Raw genomic sequence first — 16400 nt, forward strand, 5'->3', positions numbered from 1 at the left:
GGTCAAGGTGTGCCTCATGGGACCCGTAGCAGGTACAGTGTCGAACGGCATTCATCACGAGTTGCTGTAAAAACAGACGATATTTCCATCCATCACCCCTCGCTCCCGGATCAAAAACGCTATTGATAGGCAGTCGCATAAACTCTAGGGGCTTGCACGCAAGAAGCGCAGCGACAGTGAAGGGGCGTACAATGGCGAAGATGATTATGATGGTGGGACTGGCGGGCCTTTGCGCGAGCCAGGCGGCATGGGCCGACGAAGTCGCGCCAGCGGACGAGAATGGCGATGCGATTATCGTGACCGCCGCTAGAACCGGTACAAAGACCGATACAGCGCTCATCGAGCTGCCTCAGCCGATCAAGGTCATCACATCTGAGCAATATCTCGCGCAGGGCGCAATCAGCATTTCCGACACGGTAAAATATGCCGCAGGTGTCCTTGCCAATCCTTATGGCCGCGATACGCGCGTAGACGGCTTCAACGTGCGCGGGCTGGATGCGCTCCAGTTCCGCGACGGCATGCGCGACATCTTTTCTTATTATGCCAGCATCACCGCGGACCCGTACAACTTCTCCCGCGTGGAAATCGTCCGCGGCCCGGCGTCGGTGCTGTTTGGCCAGGGATCGATCGGCGGCCTGGTCAACCTCGTATCCAAGACGCCGGAGTTCCGGACGGGTGGCGAACTGAGCTTGGTATATGGTAGCTACGACCGCAAGGAGGCGCTGGGCGATGTCAACATCGCGCTGGCCGACAATCTGGCGATCCGCGCCGTGGGCCGCGTCCGCGATGCCGACACCTATGTCGATCATGTTCCCGACGATCGCGTGATGTTCGCGCCTTCGATCCGCTGGCAGCCTACCCCTGACACGGATATCGTGCTGACAGGCCTCTATCAGGAGGACGATACCGGATCGACCTCCCAGTTTCTGCCGATCGTCGGCACGTTTCTGCCCAATGCTGCCAATCCCTCTGGCAAGCTGGATCGATATACATTTGTCGGTAAGGCCGGGTGGGACCGCTACGCCGGACGCTCCTTGCAAGGCGGCGGCTTCATCACGCACAACTTCTCTGACAAGATCACGCTGAGCCTGAAGGCCCGCTATATCGATAGCAATCTTGAATATAAGACCCACTACGCCGACAGCTATAGCAATCCGACCGATCCCTTCTCGGTCTACGGCACCGACGGGCGGACTATTGGTCTTTATGCCGATGCCAGCGACGCGCGGATGAATGTCTTCTCCACCGACAATAACCTGCAATTCAACTTCAACACAGGCGCGAATATCGAGCATAAGCTGCTCGTTGGCATTGATTATAGCTGGAACGAGGTCGCCAAGCGCTATGCTGCCGGTGTGGAGGTCGTGGATCTCTACGACATCGACTATGATGCGCTCCTGACTTACGAGCCGTCCGGCCCGTTCACCGCGCAGTCGCAGAAGCAACTGGGCATCTATGTCCAGGATCAGATCCGCTTCTTTGATCGCGTCTCGGTTGTGCTGGGCGCTCGCCGTGACCGCGTCACGAACTCTGCGGGTCAGGAGGACAAGGCCACCACCTTCCGCGCTGGCATCATCGGCGAGATCGGCGCCGGCATCTCACCCTTCTTCAGCTATACGGAAAGCTTCCTGCCTGTCGCGGGCTCCATCGACAATGGCGACGGCACCTTTGGCGCACCTTATCGCCCGCAGACCGGCACGCAATTTGAGGCTGGCGTGAAGTGGCAGCCGGCTCCCAGCACGCTGGTCACGGCCACGGTCTTCAAAATCAAGGAGCGCAACCGCGTCCTTTATCTCGCAGCAGGCGGCACGGCCCAGTCGGGTGAACTCAACACAGAGGGGTTCGAGATCGAGGCCAGCCACACCATGCCCGGTAATTTCGAGCTGTTGGCCAATTATGGCTATTCCAAGCTCGAGTCCGAAACCAATACCGACCTCGACTATATGCCCCGTCACACCGCGTCGCTGTGGTCCACCAAGACCTTCGGGCTGGCTGGTGAGGCGCAACTGCGCTTGGGCGCCGGCGTCGTGCATAGCGGCAAGAGTGTTTCAACCAGCGCGATCTGGTCGATCGTCACGCCGTCCCGCACCACTGTGGACGCGCTGGCGGAAATCAGCAAAGACAACTGGCGCATTTCCCTCAACGCCACCAACCTTCTCAACGAAAAATATTTCGCGTCCTGTTTGGCGCGCGGCGACTGTTTTGTCGGTGCCCCGCGTAACGTCATGGCAACCTTAGGTGTGCGTTTCTGATAAGCAGGCACTGCAACGGGAGCGGGTCGCTGTGGGAGATATCTGGGAAGGTTTTGATCATGTGTGACGATGCGTCGCGCTGATCTCATCCTTCCCGGCCATCTCACCAATGGAGACCGCCCGCGAAGCATCTCGTCTCACAAGCTGAGACTGAAAAGCGTGCGGGCCGTCGCTGCTGGGCTACAGCAAGCGATATTCACGTTTTGAAAATCAGCGACGGCTGAGCGTTGATATCTCGTCAGCTAAGCGACGAGCACAGACTAACCGCGCACAGTTTCGCCAATGGCGATCTTCCAAACCCACCCATTCCGCAGCGCTGCGCAGCTACCACGTTAGCAGGGCTAACCGAACGGGTTGATGGCGGTGCTTTGAACGCCCGGCCGGCGCCATCCAATGCCCCGAGGACGACCGGGCTCGAACCCGGCCCCATATCTCATCGACGCTGAGATTGCGCTTTGAGCGTAAGGAAGGCCGCCACGGTGGCGGCGGCCACGCCGAGCAGCATCGGCCAGACCAGAAACGCCATCGAGATAGGGTCGGCCATTGCGCAAAACGCAAAGGAAATGCCGAGCAGCAGCACACCAGAAGCTTGGCAAAATGCGCGCGCGCCGGCTGACTGCGGGCGTTCGCGGAACAATTGTCGCCAGTGCGTGTCGTTCGCGGCCGCAAAGCCAGCCATGCCGATGATGGCAGCGAGCAGCGCGAGAGTGAGCAGAACGGCGTCAGACATGGGCTGGCTTCCCGATCGCCGATGGCATCCGCGCAAGCCGTTCAGCACGGGCGCTCAGGCGAACTGCCGTGTAGGCAGCGACACCTGCTGTCGCGAGAAGAACGAGGTCGACGCCTGCCACTGGCCAATATCCATTTGCGATCGTCGCGATAAGATGATCGCCGGTCGTCGCCCAGTTGGCAATGGCTGCACCCACAGCCAGCAGAGCCACCAGCCAGCATTGTTCGGCCCATGCTGGCGAGACGCCGATATGGGCCGACGCGCGGGACCGCAGAGCGGCATGGCCCAGCGTCGCGAGCCACGTCAGCCAGAAAATGCCCTCCTGCCAGGCGTCATGCCCCGGCAGGCTTGTGGGGAGCAATCGGTTCGCCACCATCATCGTGCCGGTCGCGATCAGCATGCCGGTCACGCTGGCGACGGCGAAGGCCTCCGCGATGCGCGCACCGGGAGCGCCGGTGGCCGCATGCTTCTTCTTGCGCTTCTCGACGAAGAACAAAAAGCCGGTCGCAATGCAGGCACAGCCTGCCAGACCGCCCGCGAATAACAGCCAGCGCAGCGGCCAGTGGCGGAACTGCTGGAAGTGCAGCCCGTAGAGGAATCCTTCCATCGTGCGGATGCCGCTCGCTGGCGGATCTTCGTAAAGCAGCGCCCCGGTGCTTCCCTTGAAGTGAAGGGTCTCGCTCGTCGCAACACGATCCACATTGTCACGCGCGATCGAGACATAAGCATCGGCATCGCCATAATGGACGATCACCACCGATCCGACTTCGCCGGGCACACCCTTGGCCGTCCAGCGCGCCTTTGCAGCGTCCATCATCGCATCGACGGATGCGAGTTCACCGGGCCGGCCTGACGGGTCGACGGGCAGTCCGGTCCCGGACGCTTCCACCAGTTCCTGAGCCTTCGCCAGCGGGCGCATGAGGCTCGTGGGAGATGGCAGATACATATAGGCAAAGATGAGCAGGCCCGACAGCGTGATGACGAAGAGGAATGGCAACGCCAGAACGCCCGTCATGTTGTGAAGATCGAGCATCGAGCGCAGCCGCGCCTTTTCCGGGCGGAAGGTGAACAACTCGCGGAAGATCTTGCGATGCATCACCACGCCGGAGACGAGCAACGCCATCATGACCATGCCCGCCAGACCGACAATCCAGTAGCCGATCTCCATCCAGTCAAGGTGGAGCATATAATGCATGGGGAAAAAGAAGCCGGTGCCAAGATTGAGCCGATCCTGAACATCGGCAGGCAGACGTTCGCCTGTCTGTGGATCGACGGCCGCAAAGCCATACACATGGACATGATCCAGGTTGGCGTCGCGCGGCTTGTTGGGCACATCAAAGGCCACGTACATCCGCAAAATGGGGTCACGGTGATTGGTATAAACACCGACATCGCCGACCTTCATCGCATCGGCCGGCGGCAAGGCGCCGATGACCTCTGCGGCCGTGTGCTCGATGCTCTCGGCATCGGGCTTCACCGATGCGATGACGGGCAGCACGGACCGATCAAACGAGGGAAAGGGCGCTGCCTGTGCGCGCGTCTCCGGCACGCTCCACCGGTCGATCTCGCGGTCGAACACGGAAAGCGACCCAAAGAAGAACACGGCCATCAGTACGAAGCCAACCACAAGGCCGAGCCAGGTGTGCAGATAGGCCATCGATAGCCGGAATGTCTCACGCATCGATTGTTCCTTCCCGCTCAGACTGTCAGACGCGAAAGCGCCCAGGCGGCCGATCCCATTGCTGCACCGCCGCCTGCAAGAACGGCCCAGGCCGTTGCTGCGGTGCGCGGCACGAAACCCCACAGCATCGCGCCCAGATAGACTAAGGCTCCAAGCATCCATGCGAGCACCTGTGCCTCCGAAAACGGGAGGCCCAGGCCAAAGCCAATGAACGTCGCCAGCGCAGTGAATCCATAAGCAAACAGATAGCCACCAAGGATTGCGGCTGCGAAACGGTTAGCCGTTCTAACCGCTTGGGCCCATGAGACCGAAGCCTTTGCTCCACCATTTCTCGCCATGACGTTAGCACTCACGATCTAAGAATCCTGCTGTTTTGAGCCTCTCCGTCGGAGTAGCCGCGATCCCGCCTGCATCCTATCGCTTAATCGATAATGAGTTGCAATAGTTTGCAATTAGCAGGAACCGTTGGAATTGAGACTGGATGGGAGGTGATACTCCATGGCGGGGGCGCAGCATGCGCTGCACGTTGTCACTGACCGGGTTTTGTCCCGCCAGGGCGGTCATGTTCTGCCAGCAAGTAGGGGATCGTATAAGACGGCCGGTCGCAGGCCTGGTTGTACAGACATCCAATCCCGAAGGAGAGGAGAGAACCATCAGTATCACGCTTCGACATAATGATATTGACTCGCAATATACATAATATTACGGCGCCTGCATCTGTAGGGGGTTCTAATGCCAAAGTTTATTGCGCCAATTTTCTCTCTGTCGCTGGTGCTGGTTTCTGTAATCGCGCCGCGCGCGCATGCCGCCGAGGCTGCGGCGCCGGATGAAGAAGCGGCGGAGGACGCGAGAAGAACGATATTCGTTACCGGTCATCGCTCTGACGAAGACCAGACTCGATCGGCCAGCAATGGCGCCTTGGGCGCGAAAACGCTGCTCGACACGCCTTATTCCATAACCCTTGTCGATCAGTCGGATATCGCCCGCCGTCAGGTCACGAGCATCGGGCAAGTCTTCCAGAACGATCCGTCGGTTTATTCCTCTGCGCCATCGGGAGCGGTCAACTGGTGGGGGACGCAAATCAGAGGATTAGGCGTTCGTAACTATTATATCGATGATGTTCCCCTCCTGCTCTACTGGGGCGGGGACTTTCCGCTGGAACCGATCGAAAGCGTCTCCGCGCTCAAGGGCCTCACCGGCTTCATGTACGGCATCGGCGCGCCAGGTGGCGTCATCGCCTATCGCACCAAGCGCCCTACGGCCGAAGCGATGCTGACCACGGAAGTCGGCTACCGCACCAATAGTGTCTTTTACGCAAAAGCCGATGCGGGTGGGCGGCTTACACAAGACGGCCGCCTTGGCTATCGCGTCAATCTGGCCGGAGAAAAGGGCACGGCCTACAATAAGGCAGGGGTCAATCGCTTTGTCGCATCTCTGGCGCTCGATTATGCGTTCAGCCCCGATCTCAAATGGTACGCCAGCGCCACCTATGAAGACAGCAATCTAGAGCACGAGCCATTCCAGTTTTACTGGGACGAGTATGTCGGGAACAAGCTCCCCCGGCCTACCTACGATTATGATAACTTGAATGTCGCCAACAGCTTCTACAAGGCGCGGACACTTGCGACGGCTACGGGTCTTGATTGGTCTTTCGCTCCCGGCTGGTCTGCGCGACTGACCTATGGATATACGAGCAAGCGGCATCATTCGAACAAGATGTTCGTGTACATGCAGAACGCGGACGGTGACTATAACGGCTACGCCTATAACTTCGCCGAGCTGGACAGGAATCACTTTGCCCAGTTTCTCGCGCAGGGCGATATTACGACAGGATCGATCCGCCACGAGATCGTCGCTGGGGCATCCTATCTCGCGACCGACAGCCTGTTCGGGTTCAACGACCGAAATTATTACTGGGGCAATGACTTCAACGGATCGGTCTACCAGGATCAGCCGTTTCTGGTAACGCGCGCTTTGTACTTTGATACCGAGGGTTGGCCTACGAAGGACCGTCAGCGCGGTCTGTTTCTCAGTGACACTGTGCATTTCGGCGAGCAGGTGCAGGCTGTAATCGGCGCGCGCTATACCCGGTACAAGCTGCTTGATGTGGATGGAAATCCGTCAGTGGATTCATCCTATCGCACGTCTGCAGTGACCCCCACTTTCGCGCTCATCTATAAGCCAGCACCTTATGTGTCGATCTACGGCAGCTACGCCGAGGCGATGGAGCCGGGCAGTCGTGTCGGCGGCGAATACGCCAACGCCGGCGAGGTGCTGAAACCAACCCGCAGCCGCCAATATGAGCTCGGCGCGAAATATGAGCATGAAGGTCTGAGCATGTCGCTCGCAGGCTTCCGCATCGAACGGGCTGCCACCATCGACCAGATCCTTGACGGTGCTCGCCGCCTGACACAGGGCGGCCTGACGCTCTACAAGGGCATTGAAGCTGTCGCGAACTATCGGTTCATGCCAAACCTTAAGCTGGGTCTCGGCGTTCTTCGGCTCGATCCGTCCATCCGCGATGTATCGGCGGGAAATGAAACGCTGCTGGGCAATGCACCCGGCGGCGCGTCCAAATGGCAGGTAACTGGCAACGCGCAATATGATGTCCCCGGGGTTCCAGGCCTCAGCTTGCACGGCAATGTGCGGTACATTGGCAAGGCTCCGACAAACGACGCTAACAGTCTCGTCATTCCGTCTTACACTGTGGCCAATGCTGGGTTTCAGTATGAGACGCTGGTCGGTCGCCGCAAGGTGACGTTCCTGGGCAACGTCAACAACCTGTTCAATGAAAAATACTGGACCCAGACCAACATCGGCGAAGGCATCAATGGTGCGTTTGGCGTGCGGATTGGTTGGTGATGTTGACGATCGATCGCCAACATGACCGCATCCGACCATCCGAAGCGGATCCCTAAAATCGGCCGTCTATTACTTGGGCTGCTGGGGCTTACGACCTTTAGAGCCGCCTACCCACAGATAGCGCTGGAGATCATTGGCTCAGTGGCCCTCATTAATATGGGAAACAGGGAGGCGGATTTAGCGCTCCCCGTTGTTGTCAATGGCGGCTCACTGCCGAACGCGTTGTATGCCTCGAGGCTCTGCGCCTGCTACACGGCATTCTACTGCCATCGCGACCTACTGCGCGAATGCGCGACGACATCGCCGTGGCTGCTCGGACTCGACGAGGCAGCCCCCGACGACTGGCAGCCGCAGAAGCGGCTTGAAGTTGCAACCGGTCCCCAATCCGTTTTGCCGAGATGCGGTCTCAGTTCGAAGCTGCGCGAGCCGGGATGAAGGCCGTCGCTTTACAGCGCGAGGCCCAAGCGCTCAGTGCAGCGAACAGCAATTCCGAGCACAAGGCGTATAACGACCAGATGGCAGCGGTGAAGCTTGCCCAGGTCGAAGTGATATTGGGCACGAAGACAGGCAACGCAGCGCAGATCAAGGCGGCCATTGGTAATATGACGAGGCGTTGCAGGTTTTTGCCGATGACCAATATAAAATCATGCATGGGCCCACTCTCCAATTGAAAGGGATCGCCCAGCAGCGCACCTTGGTATCAATCCCCAAAGCCTGCCGGCCGACGCGAGCGACAAATTTGGGAAGGTCGCGTCGCGTTGCTCGATATCATTTACTATGAAGGCGATTGACGCTGGCCAACGCAAATCCGCGTCATCAAGGTTGGCGCTCACTTACGTTTCCCTGCTCCGCCAAAATTATTCCCTGCTCACCGCAGTAGGGAATTTGGTCTCGCGCACTTGGCATTCCGGGCGTCTCACGACTGCAGGATCCGCTTGATGAGCAGATTCTCCTTAATTTCCCTGCAAAATACCCTGCTGGCAGGGAAACAGGCTCCCAGACGCGTTCGCTCAGGACTGCGCTACGCACCATTCCCAGTCAAAGATGAGCATTTAGGCCTTCTTTGAGGCGGCGGCGGAAATCGCTGCCGTTTCGATGGCAGCGTGTGCGCCATGCCCGATGACGTGGGATTCGCTACTCTCGCCGACGATCACTTCATTGATCAATATGCGCACATGGCTTCATCGAAGCGGTGAATTATTGCCGCAGACGGGCCGCTTTGAGCGCTCGACCATGTGGGACGTCACGAGGTTGCCACGGTGGAGCTGGCACTCCAGGAGAGTGCGGGTTCTGACAAGGCCGCGATAGGTGGCGCTCCCGACGCGGTTACCTGCTTTGATCCGAACGGCTCAGTTGCTTGCCTAAAAAGGCATACTGACCCAATTGCCGATAGTTGGTTTGCCAAGGCCCAATCTCCATTCTAGGATTTACCGGAAAAGTTACCGGTAATCTAATCGGGCGATGGGGAGAGATAGACGGTGAGGCAGAACATATCGCGGAATCACTTGTTGGCATCTGTTGGGGCGGTCGCCCTAGGATGCATTTGCTCAGCAGCGCCTGTGCATGCGCAAGACGGGGAGGGGGCAGGGTCCCCTGAAGCGCGGGCCGCCGCGGAGCAGGAGTCGATCGTCGTCACCGGATCACGCATCCGTACCAGCGGTTTCAACTCCCCTCAGCCGCTTACCGTGATTGGCGCCGAGCAGATCAGGAACCTCGTGCAGACCAATTCGCAGGATGTTCTCAACAGCATCCCTCAGATCACCAGTGCCATTTCGGACACCAACCCGGGCAATGCGTCTGGCGCGGAGGTGGGGTCCGCGACGGCGAACCTCCGTGGCCTGAACCCTTTTTACGGAACACGCACGCTCACGCTGGTGAACACCCGCCGCTTCGTGCCGACCGGGGACGGCGGGGCCGTTGACCTCAACCTCATTCCCAGCGCCCTGATTGCGCGGGTGGAGACCGTGACGGGTGGGGCCTCGGCCGCCTATGGCTCGGATGCTGTCGCGGGGGTCGTGAACATCATCCTGGACAATAAGATGACGGGCCTTCGCGCACAGGTTGATTCCGGCCTCACCTTTCGTGGCGACGGGCGCAAGATCCATGGGTCGCTGGCCTATGGCACCTCTTTCGCGGGGGATCGCGGTCACATCATCCTCGGGGTCGAATATCAGGATCAGGACGAGATCGAGAGCTGTTTCAATGCCCGTCGCTGGTGTCAGGCCGGCTGGGATATCTTCGAGAACGCCAATAATATCCTGCCCAATGGCCAACCGTCGGGATACAATGTTCCGGGCTCGCCGGGCTTCGGGCTGCCCAACTATGTTTTGGGCCGGGATTCCGCGCTGGCATTCAACACACCTTATGGCGTCGTGCGCAATCGCGCGCCCGCCCCGCTCGCGGCACGCAACTATCGGTTCACGGCTGATGGCAGGGGAATCGTGCCCTTCGATCAGGGCGAGTTCGTCAACAACAGCACCATCGGCCAGGTCCAAGGCAGCGATGGCATTTCGAACTATGACGATGCCAGCCTTCAGGCCGGGCTGGAGCGCATTGTCGCTTATACGGCCGCGGAATTTGCGCTCAGCGATAGCCTGACGCTTTCCGGAGAGTTCAACTATGGCAAGCGGATCGCCCGGGCCGCCACGCTGACGGCAGGTCCGCGATCCACCTTCTTCGTGAAAGCCACCAACCCTTATGTTCCGCCCGAGCTTGCCGCTCTGCTGGGCGGTGCCTCATTCAGTTTCGGCAAGGATCTTGACGGTCAGATCCCGTCCTACAGCCGCGCGGAGGTGGAAGTGTACCGGGGCGTGATTGCCCTCTCGGGCGATCTCGGCGGCAGCTGGAAATGGGATGCCTATTACCAATATGGGCACAATGAGCGTAATCAGATGCGCAATCGCTCGCGCGTCAATACGCCCTTCACCTTCGCTCTCGATGCCGTTCGCGCGCCGGCGGGCAATGTGTTGGGGGTCGCTCCTGGCACGATCGTATGCGCCGAGTTGTTGAAGCCGAACCCCAACCCCATTGCGGTCGGTTGCTCTCCGGCAAACTTCTTCGGCCTCGACAATCTGACGCAAGCCGCGATCGATTATGTCTATCGGCCGGTGTTCGAGGACTTCGTCTATGATCAGCACGTCCTGGCCGCGAGCATCACCGGCGATCTGTTTGGCGGCATCGGCGCGGGGCCGATCGGCTTTGCGGCGGGCGGCGAGTACCGGACGGAAAGCGGCAATGTCACCCATGGCGACATTCCCAACTATCTTGATTACGCCTTCACCTTCGGCCTGGATTACGGCGGAAGCATCAAGGTGCTTGAAGGCTTTACGGAACTCAACGCGCCTTTGCTGGCCGGGCTGCCAGGAGCCGAGCGGCTCGATCTGAACGGCGCAATCCGGTACACGCGCAACAGCGCCAAGAACCGCATCACCGACGAAGCGAAATCGACGACCGCCACCAGCTGGAAGCTCAGCGCCATTTACGAGCCAGTGAGGGGCGTGCGGTTTCGTGGATCGCGGTCCCGCGATATCCGCGCTGCGGGCTTCCGGGAGCTGTTCCTGCAGCAGGTGCCGACCGATCCTGGCACCTCGCAGGGCACCGTCCGCAATCCCAATGGTCCTGGCGGCAACGCCAATGATGCCACGCCGATCCTGAGCGGCGGCAGCTTCCAGCTAGGCGCCGAAAAGGCCGATACGACGACGGCCGGGATCGTGCTGCAACCTGCCTTCGTCCCGGGCCTCCGGTTTTCGGCGGACTGGTTCGAGATCAAGCTCAAGGATGCGGTCACCACGCTGTCGGGCCAGTCGATTGTCGACCTGTGCGATCAGTTCGACACCTTCTGCGACCGCATAACATTCAATGGCGGCAATCTGGCCGACATCAGCTTCATCGATGCCCGTCAGGTCAATCTGGGCCTGATCACGTATCGCGGTCTTGATTTCGAGCTGGAGTACAATCTTCCGCTGTCCGACGTAGCAAGCAATTGGGACGGCGCGCTGACCCTGCGGGTACTTGCGGCGCATCAATATGATCTCAAGGTCCAACCAGATCCCAATGTCCGTGCCCTCGATTATGCCGGCATGACGGGGCCTCTTGTGGGCCGGGCGGACTTCAATCCGGCGCCGGCGTGGCGGTGGAATGCATCGGTTACTTACAATCAGGGTGGCTTCACGAGTGTGTTGCAGGTGCGGCGGATCGGCTCCGGCATTGGCGACGTGACCAAGGTCGGTCCTGAGGATGAGGGTTATGATCCTTCTCTCCCCAACAGCATCAGCGTCAACCGTTTCGACGGTGCGACCTATGTGGATCTGGCGATGACCTATCGCATCCCCTTCGGCTCGGGCGATCAGAACTTCGAGATTTTCGGAAAGATCGAGAATCTGTTCGATAAATCGCCGCCGATTGCGGTTGCTACCGGCGGGAGCGGCGGCTCGCCTTACCCCACGAACCCTGTGTTCTTCGACACGCTGGGCGCTCGCTTCCAGACCGGTGTGCGGGTGAGATACTGAGGCTGAGGGAGGGCCGGTCTCCGGCCCTCCCGTGCAAGGCTGGGGCGCCTAGCGTGCGGTGTTTCGTGCAAGTTCTGAAACCGCCTGTTCAGACGCGCTCCACCGCCAGCGCCAGACCCATGCCCACGCCCACGCAAAGGGTGGCGAGCCCGCGTTGGCCACCGGTCTGTTCCAGTTGACGCACCAATGTCAGCGCGAGGCGCGTGCCCGACATACCGAGCGGATGCCCCAGCGCGATGGCGCCGCCATGCGCATTGACGTGCGCCGCATCGTCTTCCAGCCCGAGCGACCGGAGGACCGCCAGGCTCTGGCTGGCAAAAGCTTCGTTCAGCTCGATCGCGTCGAAGTCACGGATGGTGAGATCGAGCCGCTGCATCAGCTTTTGCGTGGCCGGCACCGGGCCGATTCCCATTAGCCCGGGCTCTACGCCCGCTGCGGCCGCGCCGAGGATGCGCGCACGCGGCGTCAGCCCGAAGGTCTTCGCGGCCTGTTCGCTCGCGATGATCATCGCCGCCGCGCCGTCATTGATGCCGGACGCATTGCCGGCGGTGACGGTGCCTTCGGCACCGAACAAGGGCTTGAGCCGCGAGAGCGTTTCAAGGGAGGTGGTAGGGCGCGGGTGCTCGTCGAAGGACACGAGATCCGTCTCTCCACGCACCTTTCCCGGCACCGCGACGGGCAGAATTTCACCGTCGTGGAAGCCGCTGCTTCTTGCCGCGGCGGCGCGCTGCTGGCTGCGGAGCGCAAATTCATCCTGATCCGCGCGGCTGATCTTGTATGCCGATGCGACATTCTCGGCCGTTCGCGGCATCGTCTCCGTGCCATAGGCGGCATCGAGCGCTGGATTGATGAAGCGCCAGCCCATCGTTGTATCCATCAACTGCTGATCGCGGTCGAAAGCGCTTGTGGCCTTGCCCATGACAAGCGGCGCGCGGCTCATGCTCTCCACACCGCCAGCCAGCGCAAGCTGCATCTCCCCCGTGCCGATCGCGCGCGCGGCCGCGCTGACGGCCTCCAGCCCCGAAGCGCACAGGCGGTTGTGGGTGACGCCCGGCACCGTCACAGGTAGCCCGGCAAGCAAGAGGCTCATCCGCGCGACATTGCGATTGTCCTCGCCCGCCTGATTGGCGCATCCGTAGAACACCTCCTCGATCGCGGCTGGGTCGAGTTGCGGATTGCGTTCGAGCAGCGCCTTGATAGGCAACGCGCCCAGATCGTCCGCCCTTATGCCGGAGAGGCTCCCGCCATAGCGCCCGATCGGGGTGCGGATGGCATCGCAGATGAAGGCCTCTCTCATGCCTCTTGCCCCGATCCGCAGAGGCCTCGCGCTCCGGCCGTGAGTTCCAAGGGCACTCCGGTGAGCGCACGGAGATCGTCAAGGCCGAGGCCATCCACCATGTCGATCACGCGGGCGCCTGCGTGCCCCACTTCGAAGGTGGCAAGATCGGTATAGACGCGGGACACGCAGGCCAGCCCTGTCAGCGGATAGCTGCACTCGGCCACGAGCTTGCTTTTCCCTTGGCGGGTCAGCAGGTCCATCATCACAAAGGTCTGCCGGGCGCCGATTGCCAGATCCATCGCGCCTCCGACAGCCGGGATCGCGCCTTCCTCGCCGGTATGCCAGTTGGCGAGATCGCCGGTCACGGACACCTGATAGGCGCCCATCACGCATATATCGATATGGCCGCCCCTCATCATCGCGAAGCTGTCCGCATGGTGAAAATAGGCGCCGCCGGGTAGCAGGGTGACCGGCTGCTTGCCTGCGTTGATCAGTTCCCAATCCTCCTCGCCCGGCGCTGGCGCAGGCCCCATGGCGAGCAGTCCATTTTCGCTCTGGAGGAAAATGTCGCGGTCTGCTGGCAGATAGTCCGCGATCTTGGTTGGCAGTCCGATGCCGAGATTGACGTAGGCGCCCTCCGGGATGTCCTGCGCCACGCGCTGGGCAAGCTGATTGCGATCGCGTCGGTTCATGGCAGGCTTCTCCTCATGCGGCGGCCACGTTCCGGCGATCGACCTGCACCACTCGCTGGACAAAGATGCCGGGCGTCACGATCGCTTCAGGATCGAGGGCTCCCAGCGGGACGATTTCGGACAGCTGAGCGATGCATGTTCTGGACGCCATCGCCATGATCGGGCCGAAGTTGCGGGCCGTCTTGCTGTAGACGAGATTGCCCCAGCGGTCGCCGCGGTGTGCCCTGATCAGCGCGAAGTCCGCCGAGATCGGATATTCCAGCACATAATCGCGCTCGCCGATGCGGCGGGTTTCCTTGCCCTCTGCGAGTTGCGTGCCAAAGCCGGTGGGCGTGAAGATTGCGCCAAGGCCCGCACCGGCGGCCTGTATCCGTGCTGCCAGATTGCCTTGCGGCACGAGTTCGAGCTCGATCTCTCCGGCCCGATAGCGCGCGTCGAAATGGTGGGAATCAACCTGGCGCGGGAAGGAACAGATGATCTTCGCGACGCATCCGGCCCGGATCAATGCTGCGAGGCCGGATTCGCCATTGCCCGCATTGTTGCTGATGATGGTGAGGTTGCCCACGCCCCGCGCAATCAGCGCGTCGACGAGGTCGTCCGGCATGCCAGCGGTTCCGAACCCGCCGATCATCACCGAGGCGCCATCAGGAATATCCGCTGTCGCCTCGATCAGGGATGCAAAGGTCTTGTCGATCATGATGTTAAATCCAGGAGGCCAAAACCGAGTGGATCACGCGGGGTAGGGCAGGGGGCGAACGCCGATCCGCCCAAGGCGCCCATGTCCCGCCGCCATCGGCTAGCCGGAGCGGGTTTGCTCCGTCTCAAACCGGGAGGCGACGAAGATCAGAAAGCCGCCAACGGCCGCCGAGCACGCCACGATTCCCATCGAATAGCGCAATGCGTGGACGCCAAGATCGGCGAAGATCGTATCGTTCATCAGGCCGATGCTGGTCGGCCCGATGAGATCGGCTAAGAAATTGCTGGCGAGGAGCGCGAAGGCCAACCCTGTCGCGCGCAGACCGGCGCCCGATACGTCCATGCAGATGGCAACCGTCGACGCTTGCGACCCCATGATCAGCATTCCGGTCAGCAGATAGGCGGGCATCCACACCCAATAGTCGTCTGCCATCAGATAGGTCATTTCGGCGGGCGCGCCCAGCATCAGCATGATCCCCGGCACCCAGAAGCGCCAGCGATGGTCACGCCGGGCAAGTCGGTCGGTGACCCATGCGCCGACAAGCGCGCCGATCAGCAAGGCCGGGCCGCGCGAAATTCCCGAAAGCACGCCAATTTCCGTGGGAGACAGTTCCCGAACCCGGACCAGGAAGGCCGGCGCCCATACACTGTTGGCCTGCAACGTCACGCCAGCCAGCGCGAACCCGGTGATCACAAGCAGGAAAGCCGGTGAGCGGCGCCACTGAGCCCAGGCCGCTTTCAGGCTGACCGGTGCAATGGCCTTGCCCTGGGCGTCCTTCTCGCGCTCCGGCTCGCGCACGGTGAAGATGGCCAACGGCACGAGGATGATCGCCGGCAAAGCCAGAACGTAGAAAGACGCACGCCAGCCGTAGCGATCCGTGACGTAGCCGAGGCTGCTCATCATCACGAGAACGATGATCGCGCCGAAAATCCGCAGGCTCGCAAGGGCCATCCGGCGGTTTTGCGGCGGCACCAGATCGTTGACCATCGCGCTGGAAGGGGCGTTACCCGATGCCTCGCCGATCCCCAGCAGCATGCGCGTGAACAGCAGGCCGACAAAGCTGGTGACCATCCCCATCAAGCCGATGATGAGGCTGTAAAAGCCGAAACCGATGGCGATGATGTCGCGACGGCTGTAGCGATCGGCCAGACGCGCCAGGGGCACGCCGGCGACGGCATTCAGCAGGAAGAAGCCGATGCCCGCGGCCAGGCTCATCTGGGTATCGGTCGCACCGAGCTCGAGTTTGATCGGCTCCAGATTGAGCGCCAGCAAGCCGCGATCAACCATGTTAAAGCCGCTGAAAATCCCCAGGATCGTCAGTGCCCAGAGCTGGTGACTGGAGAATTTGGTGGCGGCTGGCTTGAGAGCGCCACCGGCAAGGCCCGGCCGAGCATCCATAATCAATCCTTCCGAGCAGCGCCGCGCCGAGACCGGACCTCGGCGGGTTCAAGTATGCCGTTGCGGTTGGTATCCTGGGCATCGAAAGCGGCAGCCTTTCGACCGCCAGATGCCCATTCCGCGCGCGAAAGCTGGCCGTTTCCGTCGCTATCCAGCGTCGCGAGGGCGCCCAGCCGGGCTGATGGCGGTAATGGCTTGAGGGTGAAGAGCCCGAAGGCGCCGACGCATGACGATGTCACTGCGCAACCTATGCCGATCAACTGTGGCCAGTTCATTGCATCCCTCCGGCTCGACAGCGCGC

General features: G+C 60.9%; 13 protein-coding genes. 5 read left to right on the forward strand and 8 right to left on the reverse strand.

What is annotated here, in order from left to right; genetic code table 11:
* Positions 1-200: 200 nt before the first annotated feature.
* Positions 201-2252, forward strand: a complete 2052-nt coding sequence (locus tag M2334_RS02440) for a TonB-dependent siderophore receptor (RefSeq protein ID WP_413716455.1) — start codon at positions 201-203, stop codon at positions 2250-2252.
* A gap of 433 nt (positions 2253-2685) precedes the next feature.
* On the opposite strand, the gene M2334_RS02445 is transcribed toward M2334_RS02440, so the two are convergent.
* The 3 genes from M2334_RS02445 to M2334_RS02455 are packed head-to-tail and all read right to left on the reverse strand — an operon-like array spanning position 2686 to position 5016.
* Positions 2686-2982, reverse strand: coding sequence for a DUF3325 domain-containing protein (locus tag M2334_RS02445; protein WP_264604699.1), 297 nt, complete (start codon positions 2980-2982; stop codon positions 2686-2688).
* Positions 2975-4663 carry a PepSY-associated TM helix domain-containing protein gene (locus M2334_RS02450; protein WP_264604700.1) on the reverse strand — a complete coding sequence of 563 codons (1689 nt, stop codon included), beginning with the start codon at positions 4661-4663 and terminating at the stop codon, positions 2975-2977. The genes M2334_RS02445 and M2334_RS02450 overlap by 8 nt, the downstream gene beginning before the upstream one ends.
* A 17-nt stretch (positions 4664-4680) precedes the next feature.
* Positions 4681-5016 carry a hypothetical protein gene (locus M2334_RS02455; RefSeq protein WP_220128483.1) on the reverse strand — a complete coding sequence of 112 codons (336 nt, stop codon included), beginning with the start codon at positions 5014-5016 and terminating at the stop codon, positions 4681-4683.
* A gap of 379 nt (positions 5017-5395) precedes the next feature.
* Between M2334_RS02455 and M2334_RS02460 the strand changes: the two genes are divergently transcribed.
* The 4 genes from M2334_RS02460 (at position 5396) to M2334_RS02475 (ending at position 12033) form a co-directional block, all read left to right on the forward strand.
* Complete coding sequence (locus tag M2334_RS02460; RefSeq protein ID WP_264604701.1) at positions 5396-7525, forward strand: TonB-dependent siderophore receptor; 2130 nt, start codon at positions 5396-5398, stop codon at positions 7523-7525.
* Positions 7526-7546: 21 nt separating this feature from the next.
* Entirely contained in the window at positions 7547-7960 is a 414-nt protein-coding gene (locus tag M2334_RS02465) for a hypothetical protein (protein WP_264604702.1), read from the forward strand.
* Positions 7957-8196 (forward strand): hypothetical protein, encoded by a 240-nt coding sequence (locus M2334_RS02470; RefSeq protein WP_264593727.1) that lies wholly within the window; start codon positions 7957-7959, stop codon positions 8194-8196. Before M2334_RS02465 ends, M2334_RS02470 begins: the two co-directional genes overlap by 4 nt.
* 888 nt (positions 8197-9084) lie before the next feature.
* Positions 9085-12033, forward strand: coding sequence for a TonB-dependent receptor domain-containing protein (locus M2334_RS02475; RefSeq protein ID WP_264604703.1), 2949 nt, complete (start codon positions 9085-9087; stop codon positions 12031-12033).
* An 88-nt stretch (positions 12034-12121) separates the two neighbouring features.
* Here M2334_RS02475 and pcaF read toward each other — a convergent pair whose 3' ends face one another.
* From pcaF to M2334_RS02500, 5 genes are all read right to left on the reverse strand, one after another.
* The gene (pcaF, locus tag M2334_RS02480) at positions 12122-13330 is read right to left on the reverse strand and encodes a 3-oxoadipyl-CoA thiolase (RefSeq protein WP_264604704.1); all 1209 of its coding nucleotides are present in this window, start codon (positions 13328-13330) and stop codon (positions 12122-12124) included.
* Positions 13327-14004: a 3-oxoacid CoA-transferase subunit B gene (locus M2334_RS02485; RefSeq protein ID WP_264593764.1), complete on the reverse strand. Its 678-nt coding sequence runs from the start codon at positions 14002-14004 to the stop codon at positions 13327-13329. The genes pcaF and M2334_RS02485 overlap by 4 nt, the downstream gene beginning before the upstream one ends.
* 13 nt (positions 14005-14017) lie before the next feature.
* Complete coding sequence (locus M2334_RS02490) at positions 14018-14701, reverse strand: 3-oxoacid CoA-transferase subunit A (protein WP_264593765.1); 684 nt, start codon at positions 14699-14701, stop codon at positions 14018-14020.
* Between the two features lie 99 nt (positions 14702-14800).
* Positions 14801-16099, reverse strand: a complete 1299-nt coding sequence (locus tag M2334_RS02495; RefSeq protein WP_264587978.1) for an MFS transporter — start codon at positions 16097-16099, stop codon at positions 14801-14803.
* Between the two features lie 2 nt (positions 16100-16101).
* The gene (locus M2334_RS02500; protein WP_264571862.1) at positions 16102-16374 is read right to left on the reverse strand and encodes a hypothetical protein; all 273 of its coding nucleotides are present in this window, start codon (positions 16372-16374) and stop codon (positions 16102-16104) included.
* Between the last annotated feature and the right edge of the window lie 26 nt (positions 16375-16400).

It is taken from the genome of Sphingobium sp. B11D3D (assembly GCF_025961755.1).
Classification (GTDB): domain Bacteria; phylum Pseudomonadota; class Alphaproteobacteria; order Sphingomonadales; family Sphingomonadaceae; genus Sphingobium.

Excerpts from the sequence above, each read along its gene's own strand:
- M2334_RS02440 (WP_413716455.1), top strand. The coding sequence starts at position 201 with ATGATTATGATGGTGGGACTGGCGGGCCTTTGCGCGAGCCAGGCGGCA.
- M2334_RS02445 (WP_264604699.1), bottom strand. The coding sequence starts at position 2,982 with ATGTCTGACGCCGTTCTGCTCACTCTCGCGCTGCTCGCTGCCATCATC.
- M2334_RS02450 (WP_264604700.1), bottom strand. The coding sequence starts at position 4,663 with ATGCGTGAGACATTCCGGCTATCGATGGCCTATCTGCACACCTGGCTC.
- M2334_RS02460 (WP_264604701.1), top strand. The coding sequence starts at position 5,396 with ATGCCAAAGTTTATTGCGCCAATTTTCTCTCTGTCGCTGGTGCTGGTT.
- M2334_RS02465 (WP_264604702.1), top strand. The coding sequence starts at position 7,547 with ATGACCGCATCCGACCATCCGAAGCGGATCCCTAAAATCGGCCGTCTA.
- M2334_RS02470 (WP_264593727.1), top strand. The coding sequence starts at position 7,957 with ATGAAGGCCGTCGCTTTACAGCGCGAGGCCCAAGCGCTCAGTGCAGCG.
- pcaF (WP_264604704.1), bottom strand. The coding sequence starts at position 13,330 with ATGAGAGAGGCCTTCATCTGCGATGCCATCCGCACCCCGATCGGGCGC.
- M2334_RS02485 (WP_264593764.1), bottom strand. The coding sequence starts at position 14,004 with ATGAACCGACGCGATCGCAATCAGCTTGCCCAGCGCGTGGCGCAGGAC.
- M2334_RS02490 (WP_264593765.1), bottom strand. The coding sequence starts at position 14,701 with ATGATCGACAAGACCTTTGCATCCCTGATCGAGGCGACAGCGGATATT.
- M2334_RS02495 (WP_264587978.1), bottom strand. The coding sequence starts at position 16,099 with ATGGATGCTCGGCCGGGCCTTGCCGGTGGCGCTCTCAAGCCAGCCGCC.
- M2334_RS02500 (WP_264571862.1), bottom strand. The coding sequence starts at position 16,374 with ATGAACTGGCCACAGTTGATCGGCATAGGTTGCGCAGTGACATCGTCA.